This is a genomic window from Kitasatospora sp. NPDC085895 (assembly GCF_040702125.1).
GTDB lineage: Bacteria > Actinomycetota > Actinomycetes > Streptomycetales > Streptomycetaceae > Kitasatospora > Kitasatospora arboriphila.
Map to the genome: position 1 here is coordinate 233,225 of NZ_JBFBJY010000001.1, position 17,057 is coordinate 250,281.

Consider the following 17,057-nt stretch of genomic DNA (forward strand, 5'->3'; position numbering starts at 1 on the left):
GGGGACCATGCGCGCCAAGCGCATCAGGGCGTTCGGCCTGTCGACGGCCGTCGCCGCGGCCGCCGTCACCGCCGCCACCGCCGTACCGGCCCACGCGGCGGGCACGAAGCTGACGTTCGACGTCGCCGACTCCGTCCAGATCTCGGCCAAGCCCGTGACGCCCGGCCAGTTCGACGAGAATCTCCACCTGCGCATCGGCCGGACGGGCACCGTCGCGGCCAAGGACGTCAAGGTCGCCTTCGACACGGCCGGACTGGCCGGCGTGGCCCAGCTCACCGTCCCGAACTGCACGACGTCCGGCACGGTCGTCACCTGCGACGCCCACACCATCGACTACGACTCGATCAACATCACCCAGAACCCGTGGCTGAGCGCCGTCGCCGGCGCCAAGCCGGGCAGCAGCGGCAAGCTGCACGTCACGCTGACCGCCTCGAACGCCGAACCGGCCGAGAAGGACATCAGGGTCGACGTCGGCGGGCCGGACTTCAAGACCAAGGACCTCGCCCCGCAGAAGGGCGTGAAGCCCGGCACCGTCGTGGCGCCGGCGGTCGAGTTCGCCAATGCGGGCGACGTCGCCGCCACCAGGCTCGTGGTCGCGATCGACGCCGTCTCCGGCCTCGACTTCAAGAAGCGCCCCTCCAACTGCGAGTTCGCCGCCGTGGGCGAGGGGGCCTGGAACCAGAAGTCCTGGCCCGGCGAGACCATGGCCGTCTGCACCCTCGACGTCGCCCTGGCCCCCGGCACCGTCCACACGCTGGACCCGCTCCAGTTCGGAGTCACCGGCAGCGCCTGGTACACCTTCACCGACATCAGCCTGTACGCCACCGAGGACGCGCAGTACTCGAGCATCCCGCGCTGGCGTGCCGACCACCGCTTCCAGCGCGGCACCGACGCCCCGCTGACCGTCAGGGCTACGGAGGACCCGGCACTGCTCGCCGCCCCGCGCCACAGCTACGACAACCGCGTGGAGCTGGAGGTCGCGGCCGCCAACACCGCCGACTTCTCCGCGCTGGGCGCCTGGAACCCGGCCGACGGCGGCAAGCGCGGCACGCTGACGGTCGGGTACCGCAACGCCGGTCCGGCGTCGATCTTCTACCGCTCCGGCAACGACGTGGTGAAGGTCCAGGTGCAGTTCCCCAAGGGTGTGACCGTGATCAAGGTCCCCACCGGCTGCACGCCGAAGACCTGGGAGAACGGCCGACAGGTCGAGCACCCCGACAAGTACCTCTGCGACACCTCCATGTGGATCAGCAGCGGCACCCGGAAGACCTTCGACTTCGGCATCTCGCTGGACGCCGGCACCACCCGGGCCACCGTGCCGGTGACGCTCCAGGACGAGACCAGCCTCTACGGCGGCGGTGCAACCGCGGGCAACCTCACCTTCGACCCGAACCACGCCAACGAGGCCCTGTCGGTCGTCCTCGGCTCCGAGCCGAGCGGCTCCATCCCGACCGGCGCCGCCACCCCGACCTCCGGCAGCACGGCGAGCACCCCGCCGGTCGTCGTCCGGCCCACCGGTTCGGCCTCGGCGAGCGCCGCGCCCGTCACGGCCTCGCCGAGCCCGTCGGCGTCCACCGGCGGAGGCGCCCTCGCGTTCACCGGCGCGTCCGGGCTCGGCACCATCACCGCGGCCGGCACCGGCGCGGTGCTGATCGGCGGCGCGGTGTTCCTGGCCACGCGCCGCCGCAAGGGCGCCCACCGGTAACACCTCCTCCGTGCCGGCGGCCCCGGAGCGCCTCCGCGGCGCTCCGGGGCCGCCGCGCGAAACCCGTGCGGGAGCGCGGCCCGGCGGTGGCTACCCTTGTGGGGTGAGCGATCAGACCACCGTGCCCCAGGCCGACGACCTCCCCGAGCAGATGCGCATCCGGCGCGAGAAGCTGGACCGGCTCCGGGCGGCCGGAATCGACCCCTACCCGGTCGGCTTCCCCCGCACCACGACCATCGCCGACCTCCGTGCCAAGCACCCCGACCTGGCCGCGGACACCGCGACCGGCGAGCGGGTCGGCATCACCGGCCGCGTCATCCTGGCCCGCACCGGCGGCAAGCTCTGCTTCGCCACCCTGCGCGACGGCTCGGGCGACCTGCAGGTGATGCTCTCGCTGGACAAGCTGGGCGAGGAGCGGCTGGCGGCCTGGAAGTCCGACATCGACCTCGGCGACCAGGTCGGCGTGGAGGGCGAGGTCATCACCTCCCGCCGCGGCGAGCTGAGCGTCATGGTCGACCGGTGGGAGCTCACCGCCAAGTGCCTGCGCCCGCTGCCGGACAAGCACAAGGGCCTGACCGACCCGGAGGCCCGGGTCCGCCAGCGGTACGTGGACCTCATCGTGAACCCCGAGGCGCGCGAGATGCTCCAGCTGCGCACCAAGGTGATCCGCTCGATCCGCCGCACCTACGAGGACCGCGGCTACCTCGAGGTCGAGACGCCGATGCTGCAGCCGATCCACGGCGGCGCCAACGCGCGTCCGTTCAAGACCCACATCAACGCGTACGACATCGAGCTCTACCTGCGCATCGCGACCGAGCTCTACCTCAAGCGCCTGGTGGTCGGCGGCGCCGAGAAGGTCTTCGAGATCAACCGGAACTTCCGCAACGAGGGCGCCGACGCGACCCACAACCCGGAGTTCACCGCCCTGGAGTCGTACGAGGCGTACGGCGACTACGACACCCAGGCCGAGCTGATCCGCGCGATCGTCGTCAACGCCGCCCGGGACGCCCTCGGCACCACCGTGGTCCGCGGCCTCGGCCCGGACGGCGAGGAGCACGAGATCGACCTGGCCGAGCCGTGGGAGGAGGTCTCGGTGTACCCGGGCATCTCCGCCCGCCTCGGCACCGAGATCACCCCGGAGACCTCCGTCGAGGAGCTCCGCGCGCTCGCCGACGGCGCCGGCGTGCCGTGGGAGAAGGAGTGGGGCCACGGCCAGATCGTCCTGGAGATGATCGAGCGGCTGCTGGAGCACCACGCGATCCGGCCGACCTTCATCCGGGACTACCCGACCGAGGTCTCCCCGCTGACCCGCCAGCACCGCTCGGTCGCCGGCGTCGCGGAGAAGTGGGACCTGGTGATCTTCGGCACCGAGATCGGCACCGCCTACTCCGAGCTGATCGACCCCGTCGAGCAGCGCGCCCGTCTGACCGCCCAGTCGCTGCTGGCGGCCGGCGGCGACGTCGAGGCGATGCAGCTGGACGAGGACTTCCTGCGCGCCCTGGAGTACGCGATGCCGCCCACCGGCGGCCTCGGCCTCGGCGTGGACCGTCTGATCATGCTGCTCACCGGCAAGAACATCCGCGAGACGGTGCTCTTCCCGCTGGTGCGGCCCGATCAGCGAAGTGGGGCGGAGACCAGGAGCAGCAGCGGCGCCGCCGCTGCTGACGACGCAGAAGCAGAAGAGGAGTGACCTGATGGACTACGTCAGCGCGATCGTGCCGCCGCTGGTCATGGCGATCGGCTTCGGCTTCCTGGTGCGGGCGATCATCCGCAGCCAGGGCGGCGCCCAGAAGGCCAAGGAGGACGCCGCCGCCGACGCGATGGCCGCCGCGGCCCCTCGCGCCGCGGAATAGCCTCGGCGGGCCCGTCGGACACGCAGACCGGCGCGCCGCCGCCCCCGCCGAGGGGGTGGCGGCGCGCCGGTCTGCTTGCCGAATCGCCGATTTTGTCCGAATCAGTTCCTATCCTGGCCGGACTATGGTGCGGCAACTCGGAGAACTCGAGAACGACATCATGACCAGGGTCTGGCAGTGGAACCGCCCGGTCACGGTTCGCGAGGTTCTGCAGGATCTGCGGACGGAACGCGATATCGCGTACACCACCGTGATGACGGTGCTCGACAAGCTGTACAGAAAGGGCTGGCTCCGGCGGGAACAGGTCGGCCGGGCGTATCGATATGAGCCGGTCTCCTCGCGCGAGGCGTACACCGCGGCGCTGATGAACGACGCCTGGGCGACGAGCGACAATCCGGCGGCGGCGCTGGTGCACTTCTTCGGACTGATGTCGCCGGAGCAGCGCGAGGCGCTGCGGGACGCCCTGCGGGTGGCCGCCGTCCTTCCCGCGGAACCGCCGCGGCCCGGGACGGAACGGGGCACCGGGGAGACCGGCGGCGGCGCGGCACGATAACGTCCCGGCATGGAGGTCACCATCCGCCGGGCGCGGACCACCGATGTGCGGGCAGTACGGGCACTCATCGACGCCTACTCGCGCGACGGCATTCTGCTCGACAAGCCCACGGTCACCCTGTTCGAATCCGTTCAGGAGTTCTGGGTGGCCGAGCGCGACGACACCGGCACGGTGGTCGCCTGCGGTGCGCTGCACGTCATGTGGGAGGACCTGGCGGAGGTCCGCACGCTGGCGGTGCACCCCTCCTGCAAGGGCCTGGGCCTCGGACACCTCCTGCTGGAGAAGCTGCTGCAGACCGCGCGCTGGCTCGGCGTCCGTCGGATTTTCTGCTTGACGTTCGAGGTGGCGTTCTTCGCGAAACACGGTTTCGTCGAGATCGGGGAAACCGACGATCGTACGTCAGACCCGGCGGCCGTGGCCACGGAAGTCTATGAAGAACTCCTGCGCTCGTACGACGAAGGAGTCGCGGAGTTCCTGGACCTGGAGCGGGTGAAGCCCAACACCCTGGGCAACTCGCGCATGCTCCTGCGCCTCTGAGCGCGCCCTTGTGAGCCTTGCGGGACGCATCCCGATCGGGTAGGGGTTTGAGTTTTCCGGGAAAAGGCGGTTTCCTTTGCCTAGGCAATGGCTCGTTTACTCGGAAAGGGAAGCCCGTGGCACAGAGGGTGCAGGTCATTCTTGAAGACGATCTCGACGGCGGCTCCGCGGACGAGACGGTGATGTTCGCGCTGGACGGCGTTGCCTACGAGATCGACCTGAAGAGCGCCAACGCGGAGAAGCTCCGCGATCTGCTGGCGCCGTACGTGGACAAGGGCCGCAAGCAGAGCGGCCGCATCGCGGGGGCGCGCCGCAGCAGCGGTGCCGGTCGCGGCGCGGGCCGTTCGTCCGCCGCCGGCCCGGACACCGCGAAGATCCGCAGCTGGGCCAAGGAGCAGGGCCTGGAGATCAACGACCGCGGTCGCGTGCCGAGCGACATCAAGGCGAAGTACGACAAGGCGCACGCGTCCTGACCGGTGGCCGTGCGGCCGGGCCCGGGGCTCGCGCCCCGGAGCCGGCCGGGCCGGGTCGACCGGGGTCGCGCCGCGGCCGTCCGCCCGTTGTCATGGCAGGTGCATGATCGGCCGGTCCGATGACGGGCAGCGGGACGGCACCGGGCTGTGCAACGCTGGAGGAAGCGGAACGGCCCTGCGGGAAGCGTCCGACCGGCGCACCCCCGGGCCGATCGGCCGACGCCGGACGGTGGCGCCGGCGCCGGACCGTTGATGCGCCGTCATTCCCGCCGCGCCGACCGGCGCTCCGGGGGCCGGACTTCTCGCCAGGCGAACAGCGCCACCGGGGAAACAGCGCGAATCTCACCCCGAGACCGGGTATGAATGCAGGTGGGCGGGGTCGCAGGGCCCCGACCGGGCAGTTCGCGCGGCCGGCCGTCCCCTCAGCCGGAGCCTCTGTTCGCCGATGGCGTAGCGGCCATCAGGTGCATCGGGGCCCTCTGTGGGAACACCGTCTCCCAGCATCAGGTTGGGAATGGTGTCGGCTGGTCGCGCAGCATGATGTCCCCACGCGAGTGGGGTTGTCCGTGGGCCGCGCCGCTGAGCGGGACTAGCATGCGGAAGGACAGGGCGGGGACGGACCCCGAACTGGCCGACCGCTCTGAGGAGCGAAAACGATGTTCGAAAGGTTCACCGACCGCGCGCGGCGGGTTGTCGTCCTGGCTCAGGAAGAAGCCCGGATGCTCAACCACAACTACATCGGCACCGAGCACATCCTCCTGGGTCTGATCCACGAGGGTGAGGGTGTCGCCGCCAAGGCCCTGGAGAGCCTCGGGATCTCGCTCGAGGCGGTCCGGCAGCAGGTCGAGGAGATCATCGGCCAGGGGCAGCAGGCCCCGTCCGGCCACATCCCCTTCACCCCCCGGGCGAAGAAGGTCCTGGAGCTGTCGCTCCGCGAGGCCCTTCAGCTCGGCCACAACTACATCGGCACCGAGCACATCCTGCTCGGCCTGATCCGCGAGGGCGAGGGCGTCGCCGCCCAGGTCCTGGTGAAGCTGGGCGCCGATCTGAACCGGGTCCGGCAGCAGGTCATCCAGCTGCTCTCCGGCTACTCCGGCGGCGGCAAGGAGTCGGCGGCCGCCGGCGGCCCCGCCGAGGGCACTCCCTCCACCTCGCTGGTCCTCGACCAGTTCGGCCGCAACCTGACGCAGGCCGCCCGCGAGGCCAAGCTCGACCCGGTGATCGGGCGCGAGAAGGAGATCGAGCGGGTCATGCAGGTGCTGTCCCGCCGCACCAAGAACAACCCCGTGCTGATCGGCGAGCCCGGCGTCGGCAAGACCGCCGTCGTCGAGGGCCTGGCCCAGGCGATCGTCAAGGGCGAGGTCCCGGAGACCCTCAAGGACAAGCAGCTCTACACCCTGGACCTCGGCGCCCTGGTCGCCGGCTCCCGGTACCGCGGTGACTTCGAGGAGCGCCTGAAGAAGGTGCTCAAGGAGATCCGCACCCGCGGCGACATCATCCTGTTCATCGACGAGCTGCACACCCTGGTCGGCGCGGGCGCCGCCGAGGGCGCGATCGACGCCGCCAGCATCCTCAAGCCGATGCTGGCCCGCGGCGAGCTGCAGACCATCGGTGCCACCACGCTCGACGAGTACCGCAAGCACCTGGAGAAGGACGCCGCGCTGGAGCGCCGCTTCCAGCCGATCCAGGTCGCCGAGCCGTCGCTGCCGCACACCATCGAGATCCTCAAGGGCCTGCGCGACCGGTACGAGGCGCACCACCGCGTCTCGATCACCGACGCCGCCCTGGTCGCCGCCGCCACCCTGGCCGACCGGTACATCTCGGACCGCTTCCTGCCGGACAAGGCGATCGACCTGATCGACGAGGCCGGCTCCCGGATGCGCATCCGCCGGATGACCGCGCCGCCGGACCTGCGCGAGTTCGACGAGAAGATCGCCGAGGTCCGCCGCGAGAAGGAGAGCGCGATCGACGCGCAGGACTTCGAGAAGGCCGCCTCGCTGCGCGACGACGAGAAGCAGCTGCTCACCGCGAAGGCCAAGCGGGAGAAGGAGTGGAAGGCCGGCGACATGGACGTCGTCGCCGAGGTGGACGAGGAGCTCATCGCCGAGGTCCTGGCCACCGCCACCGGCATCCCGGTCTTCAAGCTGACCGAGGAGGAGTCCTCCCGCCTGCTGCGCATGGAGGACGAGCTGCACAAGCGCGTCATCGGCCAGAAGGACGCCATCAAGGCGCTCTCCCAGGCCATCCGGCGCACCCGTGCGGGCCTCAAGGACCCGAAGCGCCCCGGCGGCTCGTTCATCTTCGCCGGTCCGTCCGGTGTCGGTAAGACGGAGCTGTCCAAGACGCTGGCGGAGTTCCTCTTCGGCGACGAGGACGCGCTGATCGCGCTCGACATGTCGGAGTTCTCGGAGAAGCACACGGTCTCCCGGCTGTTCGGCTCCCCGCCCGGCTACGTGGGCTACGAGGAGGGCGGCCAGCTGACCGAGAAGGTGCGCCGCAAGCCCTTCTCCGTCGTCCTCTTCGACGAGGTGGAGAAGGCCCACCCGGACATCTTCAACTCGCTGCTGCAGATCCTGGAGGACGGCCGCCTGACCGACTCCCAGGGCCGCGTGGTCGACTTCAAGAACACGGTCATCATCATGACCACCAACCTCGGCACCCGGGACATCTCCAAGGGCTTCAACCTGGGCTTCGCGGCCACGGGTGACGCCCAGAGCGGGTACGAGCGGATGAAGGCCAAGGTCAGCGAGGAGCTCAAGCAGCACTTCCGGCCGGAGTTCCTGAACCGCGTCGACGACATCGTCGTCTTCCACCAGCTGTCCGAGGACGACATCATCCAGATCGTCGACCTCATGATCGCCAAGGTGGACCAGCGTCTGAAGGACCGCGACATGGGTCTCGAACTCAGCGTCGAGGCCAAGAAGCTGCTGGCGAAGAAGGGCTACGACCCGATCCTGGGCGCCCGCCCGCTGCGCCGGACGATCCAGCGCGAGATCGAGGACCACCTGTCCGAGAAGATCCTCTTCGGCGAGCTGCGCGCCGGCCACATCGTGGTCGTCGGCACCGAGGGCGAGGGCAAGGACGCGAAGTTCACCTTCCGCGGCGAGGAGAAGTCGCCGGTGGCCGACACCCCGGCGGCCGCGGTCTCGACCTCCGGACCGGACCTGACCAAGTAACCGGTCGTACGTAAAAGGACTCGGCCCCGACGGAACGTCGGGGCCGAGTCCTTTTCAGTTTTAAAACTGTTTAGACATCCATAACCTGTGATTTCGCCCCGTCAGAGCCCCCGGCGGGGCGTCGTGCCGCTCGTGCGGGTGCGATGGATGCCCCAACTGCGGGCCCTGCTTTACTCTTGACTGCTCGTCAGTTGATCACAGCTGCCGGAGGATAGCGTTGTGATCATGCATGGTCAAGGTCTTTCTTTTTGACCGGGGCTTGGATCAAATGTCGTCCACCTGTCTTTCATTGGTTCGCCGGCGGGCCAAGAGCCGAGCCGGCAAGGGGAGGACGTCACCACGTTGAAGATATCCAAGAGGGCCGCTGCGGCCACTGCTGCCATCGCGGTCACGGCCGCGCTCGGCACGGGCCTGCTGCCCGGGACGGCCACCGCCGCCACGCCGGCCCCTGTCTCGCACGACCCTGCCGATGCGCAGGCGCTCAAGGTCGACCACGACCTGCCGGGCCCGCTGACCGCCAAGGTCGAGGCCGAGCAGAAGGCCGCCACCGAGCAGCTCCTGGCGGGCACCGCCAAGATCGAGAAGCACGGCAGCAGCACCTCCGTGAAGCTGGGCCGCGACAAGTACGTCGAGCTGGCCCGTGAGCGCACGGACAAGATCTTCACCATCCTCGTCGACTTCGGCGACCAGGTGGACAACACCACCACCACCCCGGACGGCAAGGTCAAGTACGGCGGCCAGCCCGGCCCGGCGCACAACCTGATCGCCCAGCCGGACCGCAGCAAGGACAACTCCACTGCCTGGCAGGCCGATTACAACCAGGCCCACTACCAGGACATGTACTTCTCCAAGACCGGCGACTCGCTGAAGACCTTCTACGAGAAGCAGTCCTCGGGCCGCTACTCGGTCGACGGCCAGGTCACCGACTGGGTGAAGGTGCCGTGGAACGAGGCCCGTTACGGCTCGGACTACTGCGGCGCACACGTCTGCAACAACGCGCAGGACCTGATCCGCGACGGCATCAACGCCTGGGTCGCCGACCAGAAGGCCAAGGGCCAGACGGACGAGCAGATCAAGGCCACCATCGCGCAGTACGACCAGTGGGACCGGTACGACTACGACCACGACGGCAACTTCAACGAGCCCGACGGTTACATCGACCACTTCCAGATCGTGCACGCCGGTGAGGACCAGTCCGCCGGCGGCGGCGTCCAGGGCACCGACGCGCTCTGGGCCCACCGCAGCTACGTCTACGGCGCCCAGGCCGGCAAGACCGGCCCGGACAACAACAAGCTCGGTGGCACCCCGGTCGGCACCAGCGGCCTCTGGGTCGGCGACTACACCATGCAGCCCGAGAACGGCGGCCTCGGTGTCTTCGCCCACGAGTACGGCCACGACCTCGGTCTGCCGGACCTCTACGACACCACGGGCAAGGACGACAACTCGGTCGGCTTCTGGTCGCTGATGTCCTCCGGTTCCTGGCTGGGCGACGGCAAGTCGTCGATCGGCGACAAGCCGGGCGACCTCGACGCCTGGAGCAAGCTGCAGCTCGGCTGGCTGAACTACGACAAGGCCAGCGCCAACAAGCTGTCCTTCCACTGGACCGGTCCGGCGGAGTACAACAGCAAGCGCCCGCAGGCCGTCGTGGTCGACCTTCCGAACAAGACGGTCACCACCGAGATCAACACCCCGTTCGCGGGTGCGAACGAGTGGTGGAGCGGCAGCGCGGACGACCTGAACGTCTCGCTGGTGCGTGACGTCGACCTGACCGGCAAGACCTCGGCGACGCTGACCGCCAAGGCCTGGTACGACATCGAGCAGGACTACGACTACGGCTACGCCGAGGTCTCCACCGACGGCGGCGCCCACTGGACGGCCGTCGACGGCACCTTCAACGGCACCCCGCTGCAGAAGGACGGCGCCGACGCGCCGGGCCTCACCGGCAACTCGGGCGGCAAGTGGGGCGACCTGTCCTACTCGCTGAACGCCTACGCCGGCAAGGCCGTCAAGGTCCGCTTCCACTACACCACCGACGGCGGCCTGCACATGAAGGGCCTCGCGCTGGACAACATCGCGATCAACGCCGACGGTGCCGCGCTGTTCAGCGACGACGCGGAGCAGGGTGACAACGGCTGGACCGCCACCGGCTTCTCGCGGATCACGGGCAAGTTCTCCAAGGATTACGCCCAGCACTACATCGTCGAGAACCGTCAGTACGTGTCCTACGACACCACGCTGAAGACCGGTCCGTACGTGTTCGGTTCCGCGGCCCGCCCGGACTGGGTGGACCACTACCAGAACCAGAACGGCATCCTGATCTGGCTGTGGGACACCTCGCAGTCCGACAACAACGTGACCGACCACCCGGGCTCCGGCCTGATCCTGCCGGTCGACTCGCACCCGACCCCGATCTCCTGGGCCGACGGCACCCTGATGCGCCCGCGCATCCAGGGTTACGACTCGCCCTTCGGGTTCGAGCGCACCGACGGCCTGCAGCTGCACCGTGCCGACGTGCTCACCACGATCCCGAGCGCGGCCGGCGTCACCACCTTCAACGACCACACCAAGAAGTACTGGGACGAGAAGACCCCGTACTCCAGCGTGAAGGTGCCGGACACCCACACCGCGATCGACGTGCTGTGGAACAGCTCCAACAAGCTGGAGACCATCCTGATGGTCCGCCCGGCCTTCTGATCGGCACCTTCGGGTACTGACGGTTGACACTGCGTCGGCCCGGTTCCTCCGGCGGGAGGAACCGGGCCGACGTGCGTTCCGGCCCGTGGCGTCAGAGCAGTGCCAGCAGGGCCGCCATCGCCTTGCCCACGTCCTCGGACGTCCACTCCAGGGCGGCGGCGCCCACCGTCACCTCGGTCATCGCGAGGCCGGGGGCCCCCGGCTCGTCCCAGTAGTGGAACAGCGCGATGCCCTGCTCCTCCGCGAGCCGCAGGGTGGCCTCGGTGAGGGCGTCCGCGGTGTGCGGCAGCCAGAGCCGGAACTGGTGGGTGTGCGGCGGCGACGGGTCGATCCGGGCGCCGGGCACCTCGGCCAGGGCCGCGGCGACCGTCCTGGCGTGCGCCACGTACCGCGGCAGGCGCGGGAGTTCGCGCTCCAGCCCGACGAGCGCGGAGAGCGCCGCGGGCCACTGCTGGAAGAGCTTCCCGCCGTACCGGTGCTGCCACACCCGGGCCTCCCGGGCGAAGGCCTCGTCACCGGCCAGCAGGGCGCCGCTGAGGCCGCCCAGCGACTTGTAGCAGGAGACGTACACCGAGTCCGCCAGCGCGGCGATCTCCGGCAGCGGGCGCCCGAGGTGGACGGTGGACTCCCAGAGCCGGGCGCCGTCGAGGTGCACCCGGGCGCCGAGTTCGCGGGCGGCGGCGACCGTCTCCACCAGCTGCTCCCAGGCGGGCAGCACGAACCCGGCGTCGCGCAGCGGGAGTTCCACCATCAGGGTGCCGAACCGCTCCTCACAGGTGTGGAGTTCGGCCGGGGTGGGCAGCCGCGGCGCGGTGGTCGGCCAGACGGTGTGCAGACCGGTGAGCCGGGTGAGGGCCCGCCGCTCGTGCAGCTCCGGGTGGGCGAGCGGGTGCATCGCCACCATCGGGCTGCCGGTGCGCTCCGCCCAGTACCGCAGGGCCACCTGCTGCGCCATGGTGCCGGTCGGGAAGTAGACGGCGGCCTCCCGGCCCAGCAGGGCCGCCACCCGCCGCTCCAGGGCGCGGACCACCCCGTCCCCGTACACGTCGGGCCGCTCGTCGAGGTCGTGGACCCCTTCCGCGTCGGCGGCGAGCGACGCCATCCGCTCGCGCAGGCTGACCGGTCGGCTGCCCGAGAGCAGCCGGCCGCAGGACCGGAATGCGGCGTACCGCCGCTGCTGGAGTTCCTCGTTCACGGTCAGATCTTCGCCCGGACCCGTGCCCGCCGTCCCGGTCGGCGCGACCGGTCGGCACGAGAACGACGGAAATGTGCCGTGCCGCTCCGCCCGCGACCGCCCGCGACCGCCCGCGACCGCCCGCGACCGCTCGGGACCGTGCGTGACCGCCCGGACGCGCGGCCGGCGCGGGCCGTGAGGGGCGTCACGATTGGCGGCCGCGGGGCGGGGTACCGCGGGTGGCAGTGGTCACAGGGCAGGGGCCCGGTACGAGCGCGGGTAGTAGCGGGCGGGGCCGGTGCGGCCGGGTGGGGCGGGCCGATCGTCGAAGGCCCGGTGTCCACCACGACGGGCCGTCGTAGGTCACACCGTTTGGGTACGTCCGGAGATGCGACTACACCGGAGTGGTCCCCGCCAGGGAGCCGTGCGGCTCCGCTGCGCACCGCCCCCTTCCGCGAGGTCCAGCCACCATGCCTTCGTTCTCCGACGCCACCCGTCGCATCGTCCGCACGGCCTCCGCCGGCACCGCCGCGGCCCTGCTCAACGCCCGTTCGCTGTCCGCCCGCGCCCTGAACGGCGGGCTGAACGGGAAGCTGCCGGGCACCTCAGCGGGCTCGCTCTCGGGTGTCCGGGCGGCGGCCTCGCCGGTGCTGGGGAACCGGGCGAAGGTGGCCTCGGGCGGCGTCGCCGCGCTGGCGCTGGGCGCCCTGCTGCTGCCGGGCCACGCCGCGGCGCAGACGACCGTCCACCCGACGGTGCCGGGCAGCTCGGTGTTCACCGCGTCCGCCGCGCCGCAGCAGGAGAACCGGGCCGTGCAGGTGGCCGCGCCGAGCACCTACAAGCAGCCGCGCTCGGTCTCCTCGCAGGACTCCGTCGCGGTGGCGCACAACCTCGCCCAGCCGCCGGCCGAGCAGCCGCAGCCCGCCGCCCAGCCGCAGCCGGAGCAGGCGCAGGCGCAGCCCGCCCAGCAGGCGCAGCCGCAGCAGCAGCAGCAGGCGCAGCCTGCCCAGCCCGCCCCGGCGCCGGCCCCGGCGCAGCCCTCCTGGTCCTCCCCCGCGCCCGGCGCGCCGACCAGCAACCCGTACCACAAGACCAACCACAGCTACGCGGCCGGCTTCCACACCGGTGTGGACTTCGCCGTCCGCCCGGGCACCCCGCTGGTCTCGGTGGGTGACGCCACCGTGGTGTCGGCCGGCTGGGCCGGCGCGTACGGCAACCAGGTCGTGCTGAAGCTGTCGGACGGCCACTTCGCCCAGTACGCGCACATGTCGAAGCTCGGCGTGCACGCGGGCCAGAAGGTGCACGCCGGTGACCGGGTCGGCCTGTCCGGCAACACCGGCAACTCGACCGGCCCGCACCTGCACTTCGAGATCCGCACCGCGAACCGGTACGGCGCGGTGATCGACCCGATCAAGTACCTCTCGGCGCACGGCGCGACGAACTTCTGATCGCACCCCTCGCGGGAGGACCGGCCGCCGGGGCCGCCGTCAGGAGGCGGCCGCCCCGGCGGCCGCCGTTTCGCCGGCCGAGATGCCGGACGCTATCTCCAGGGCGAGTTCGACGGCCGCCGCCATCGCCTCCGGGAGGGTGGCCGGCGGGGCCTCGGCGCAGGCACCGGTGTGCTCGCCGGGCTCGCCGTGGTCCTGCTTGAGCAGGAAGAACGCCGAGTTGATCGAGAAGAGCGCCACGGTGGCGCGCAGCCGCTCCCGGAAGGTCGCGCCCGGGCCCTGGATGAGCCCGATCATCGCCAGCATCCGGTCCTTGAACTCGGAGCCGGCCGCGGAGTCCCGCAGGGCGGGCTGGTTCTCGTGGAAGAAGCGGAGCAGCGGCGCGCGGTCGGCCATGCCGGCGGCGAAGCGCCGGACCAGCTCGTCGCGGACCTCCGGCGACCAGGGCCGGTCGCGGCCCCAGGCGATCGCCTCGTCTATCGGCGCGGCCATGGATTCGACGATGCCGTGGACGATGTCGTCCTTGGTCTTGAAGTGGTAGTACAGCGCGGCCTTGGTGACGCCGAGGCGGTCGGCGATCTCGCGCAGCGAGGTCTTCTCGTACCCCTGTGAGGCGAAGAGTTCCAGGGCCACCTCGATGATGCGCGCTCGGGTGTCGCTGCGGGGGCTCTGGGTCGTACTCATCGCTGGGTTGCCTGCCTCGTGGCTGCGGTGGGTGGCGGTGGCGCTCCGGCTCCGGCGCACCTCCAGGGTCCATTCTCCCTGCCCGGGGGCGGTCCGCCGAAACCGGCTTGACGTCCGGCTGGGGGACAACTTACCGTGCGACCCGACCGATAACTAGCCGGTCGACAAGTAAGTAAGCCGCGGACCACGCGGCCGAGCCGCTCCCGGGGAGATTCTCGATGTCACACCAGCAGGTAGAAAAAGCTGCGGACGGTCCCGCAGCCGACGCCGCGGGGGCGGTCGACGCCCTCCCCCGCTCGCCGCGCGAGATCCGGCTGGTGATGATCGGCCTCGTCGTCGCGATGCTGCTCGCCATGCTCGACAACCTGATCGTCGGCACCGCGATGCCGACCATCGTCGGTGAGCTCGGCGGCGCCGAGCACCTGTCGTGGGTGGTCACCGCCTACACGCTGGCGACCGCGGCCTCGACCCCCGTCTGGGGCAAGCTCGGCGACATGTTCGGCCGCAAGGGCACCTTCGTCCTGTCGATCGCGATCTTCCTCGCGGGTTCGGCGCTGTCCGGCCTGTCCGGCTCGATGGGCCAGCTGATCGCCTTCCGCGCCGTGCAGGGCCTCGGCGCCGGTGGCCTGATGGTCGGCGTGATGTCGATCATGGGTGCGCTCGTCCCGCCGCGCGACCGCGGCAAGTACCAGGGCATGTTCGCCGCGGTGATGGCGCTCGCCACCATCGGCGGCCCGCTGATCGGCGGCTTCATCACCGACCACCTGAGCTGGCGCTGGACGTTCTACATCAACCTGCCGCTCGGCGTGCTCGCGTTGGCCTTCATCGTGATCACCCTGAAGCTGCCCACCGTCCGCTCCACCGCGCGGATCGACTACCTGGGCGCGCTGCTGCTGACCGTCGGCATCACCTCGCTCGTCCTGGTCACCACCTGGGGCGGCTCGGAGTACGCCTGGGGCTCCAAGCAGATCCTGGGCCTCGGCGCGCTCGGCGTCGCCTCGCTGATCGGCTTCTGCTACGTCGAGCAGCGGGTCGAGGAGCCGATGCTCCCGCTGACGCTCTTCAAGAACCGCAACTTCGCCCTGGTCTCGGTGATCGGCTTCATCGTCGGTTTCGCGATGTTCGGCGCGGTGACCTTCCTGCCGCTCTACCAGCAGACGGTGCAGGGCGCCTCGGCGACCAACTCCGGCCTGCTGCTGATGCCGATGATGTTCGGCATGCTGGTGATCTCGCTGGTGGTCGGTCAGGCCATCACCAAGACCGGCAAGTACCGGATCTACCCGATCATCGGCACCGCGGTGATGGCGGGCGGCTCGCTGCTGCTCTCCACCCTCGGCACCGAGACCAGCCGGTTCACCTCGGCCTGCTGGATGGTCGTGCTGGGCGCCGGCATGGGCTTCCTGATGCAGGTGACCATGCTGGTCGCGCAGAACAGCGTCGAGCTCAAGGACATGGGCGTGGCCTCCTCCACCGCCACGCTGTTCCGCACCATCGGCGGTTCGATCGGTGTGGCGCTCTTCGGCGCGCTCTTCACCCACCAGGTCACCGCGACCATGAAGGAGCGGCTCGGCGGCGCCGGCGGCGCGAGGAGCGCCAACCTCGGCCAGATGGGCCCCGAGGCGCTGCGCAAGCTGCCCGCGCCCGTCCAGGACGCCTACCACCACGCCGTCGCCAACGGCATGCACACCGTCTTCCTCTGGGGTGCCGTGATCAGCCTGGTCGCGGTCGCCGCGGCGGTCTTCCTGCGCGAGGTGCCGCTGCGCAGCGGCGCGGCGCAGAAGCCGGAGACGCAGCTCGAAGCGGTCTGATCCCCCTACGACGACGGGGCCCGCCCGGCACGTGCCGGGCGGGCCCCGTCCGTTGCTCCGGTCAGCCCGGCAGCCGGTAGACCCCCTGGGCCACCGGCTCGACCAGGCCGTCGGCGACCAGCCCGTCCAGGGCCCGGGCCCGCTGCACGGCGTCCGGCCAGACGGCGTCCAGCCGGGCCTGCGGCACCTCGCCGTGCGCCTCGCGCAGCACGGCCAGCAGCTTGCCGCGGACCTGGCGGTCGGTGCCCTCGTAGGTCTGCCCACGGCGGGCCGGGCCCTCGTAGGGCGGGCGGCCGGCCTTCTGCCAGGCGCAGTCGGCGAACAGCGGGCAGTCGGCGCACGCGGGTCCGCGCGCGGTGCAGACCAGCGCGCCGAGCTCCATCACGGCGACCGCCCAGGTCGCCGCCCGGTCGTCGCCCTCGGGCAGGTACGCGGCGGCGGTACGGCGCTCGGCGGCGGTGGTCGCCTGCGCCGGGTACTCCACGCCGGTCACCGCCCGGGCGAACACCCGGCGGACGTTGGTGTCCAGCACCACGTGGCGCTGGCGGAAGGCGAAGGAGGCGACGGCGGCCGCGGTGTACTCGCCGACGCCGGGCAGCGCCAGCAGCGCCGCGTGGTCCTCCGGCACCCGCCCGCCGTGCTGCTCGGTGATGGCCACCGCGGCGCCGTGCAGCCGCAGCGCGCGCCGCGGGTAGCCGAGCCGGCCCCACATCCGGACGGCCTCGCCGGGGGCGTCGGCGGCCAGCTCGGCCGGGGTGGGCCAGCGCTCCATCCAGGCCGCGTAGGCGGGCAGCACCCGCTTCACCGGGGTCTGCTGGAGCATGAACTCGCTGACCATCACCGCCCAGGGCGTGGCGGTCGAGTCCCGCCAGGGCAGGTCGCGGGCGTTGGCCTCGTACCAGCCGATGACGGCGGAGTGCAGCCGGGAGGGAGTGGCATTGATGGCAACCAT

Annotated in this window: 12 protein-coding genes and 1 pseudogene; 10 read left to right on the forward strand and 3 right to left on the reverse strand. The window is 70.9% G+C overall.

What is annotated here, in order from left to right:
* The first annotated feature begins 7 nt into the window (after positions 1–7).
* From AB0442_RS01130 to AB0442_RS01165, 8 genes and pseudogenes are all read left to right on the forward strand, one after another.
* On the forward strand, positions 8–1,705 hold the full coding sequence (locus tag AB0442_RS01130; protein WP_366159856.1) for a hypothetical protein: 1,698 nt from the start codon (positions 8–10) through the stop codon (positions 1,703–1,705).
* Positions 1,706–1,808: 103 nt separating this feature from the next.
* Positions 1,809–3,395, forward strand: a pseudogene (gene lysX / locus AB0442_RS01135) (bifunctional lysylphosphatidylglycerol synthetase/lysine--tRNA ligase LysX); the annotation flags it as partial.
* 4 nt (positions 3,396–3,399) lie between these two features.
* Positions 3,400–3,558 carry a hypothetical protein gene (locus AB0442_RS01140; protein WP_030267803.1) on the forward strand — a complete coding sequence of 53 codons (159 nt, stop codon included), beginning with the start codon at positions 3,400–3,402 and terminating at the stop codon, positions 3,556–3,558.
* Positions 3,559–3,682: 124 nt separating this feature from the next.
* Positions 3,683–4,111: a BlaI/MecI/CopY family transcriptional regulator gene (locus AB0442_RS01145; RefSeq protein WP_030267802.1), complete on the forward strand. Its 429-nt coding sequence runs from the start codon at positions 3,683–3,685 to the stop codon at positions 4,109–4,111.
* Positions 4,112–4,120: 9 nt separating this feature from the next.
* Entirely contained in the window at positions 4,121–4,648 is a 528-nt protein-coding gene (locus AB0442_RS01150; protein ID WP_344625296.1) for an amino-acid N-acetyltransferase, read from the forward strand.
* Positions 4,649–4,764: 116 nt separating this feature from the next.
* A complete protein-coding gene (locus AB0442_RS01155; RefSeq protein WP_344625297.1) occupies positions 4,765–5,121 on the forward strand; it encodes an Lsr2 family protein in 357 nt (118 codons plus the stop codon).
* A 656-nt stretch (positions 5,122–5,777) separates the two neighbouring features.
* The gene (locus AB0442_RS01160) at positions 5,778–8,297 is read left to right on the forward strand and encodes an ATP-dependent Clp protease ATP-binding subunit (RefSeq protein ID WP_363543398.1); all 2,520 of its coding nucleotides are present in this window, start codon (positions 5,778–5,780) and stop codon (positions 8,295–8,297) included.
* A gap of 342 nt (positions 8,298–8,639) precedes the next feature.
* Positions 8,640–10,991, forward strand: coding sequence for an immune inhibitor A domain-containing protein (locus tag AB0442_RS01165; protein WP_366159857.1), 2,352 nt, complete (start codon positions 8,640–8,642; stop codon positions 10,989–10,991).
* A gap of 91 nt (positions 10,992–11,082) precedes the next feature.
* Here the strand turns inward: AB0442_RS01165 and AB0442_RS01170 are convergent, their stop codons facing one another.
* Positions 11,083–12,192, reverse strand: coding sequence for a beta-eliminating lyase-related protein (locus tag AB0442_RS01170; protein WP_366159920.1), 1,110 nt, complete (start codon positions 12,190–12,192; stop codon positions 11,083–11,085).
* Between the two features lie 443 nt (positions 12,193–12,635).
* On the opposite strand from AB0442_RS01170, the gene AB0442_RS01175 reads away from it, so the two are divergent.
* Positions 12,636–13,613 carry a M23 family metallopeptidase gene (locus AB0442_RS01175; RefSeq protein ID WP_366159858.1) on the forward strand — a complete coding sequence of 326 codons (978 nt, stop codon included), beginning with the start codon at positions 12,636–12,638 and terminating at the stop codon, positions 13,611–13,613.
* A 39-nt stretch (positions 13,614–13,652) separates the two neighbouring features.
* On the opposite strand, the gene AB0442_RS01180 is transcribed toward AB0442_RS01175, so the two are convergent.
* On the reverse strand, positions 13,653–14,297 hold the full coding sequence (locus AB0442_RS01180) for a TetR family transcriptional regulator (RefSeq protein WP_366159859.1): 645 nt from the start codon (positions 14,295–14,297) through the stop codon (positions 13,653–13,655).
* A gap of 218 nt (positions 14,298–14,515) precedes the next feature.
* On the opposite strand from AB0442_RS01180, the gene AB0442_RS01185 reads away from it, so the two are divergent.
* Entirely contained in the window at positions 14,516–16,105 is a 1,590-nt protein-coding gene (locus AB0442_RS01185; RefSeq protein WP_366159860.1) for an MDR family MFS transporter, read from the forward strand.
* A 61-nt stretch (positions 16,106–16,166) separates the two neighbouring features.
* Here AB0442_RS01185 and AB0442_RS01190 read toward each other — a convergent pair whose 3' ends face one another.
* A complete protein-coding gene (locus AB0442_RS01190; RefSeq protein ID WP_366159861.1) occupies positions 16,167–17,057 on the reverse strand; it encodes an A/G-specific adenine glycosylase in 891 nt (296 codons plus the stop codon).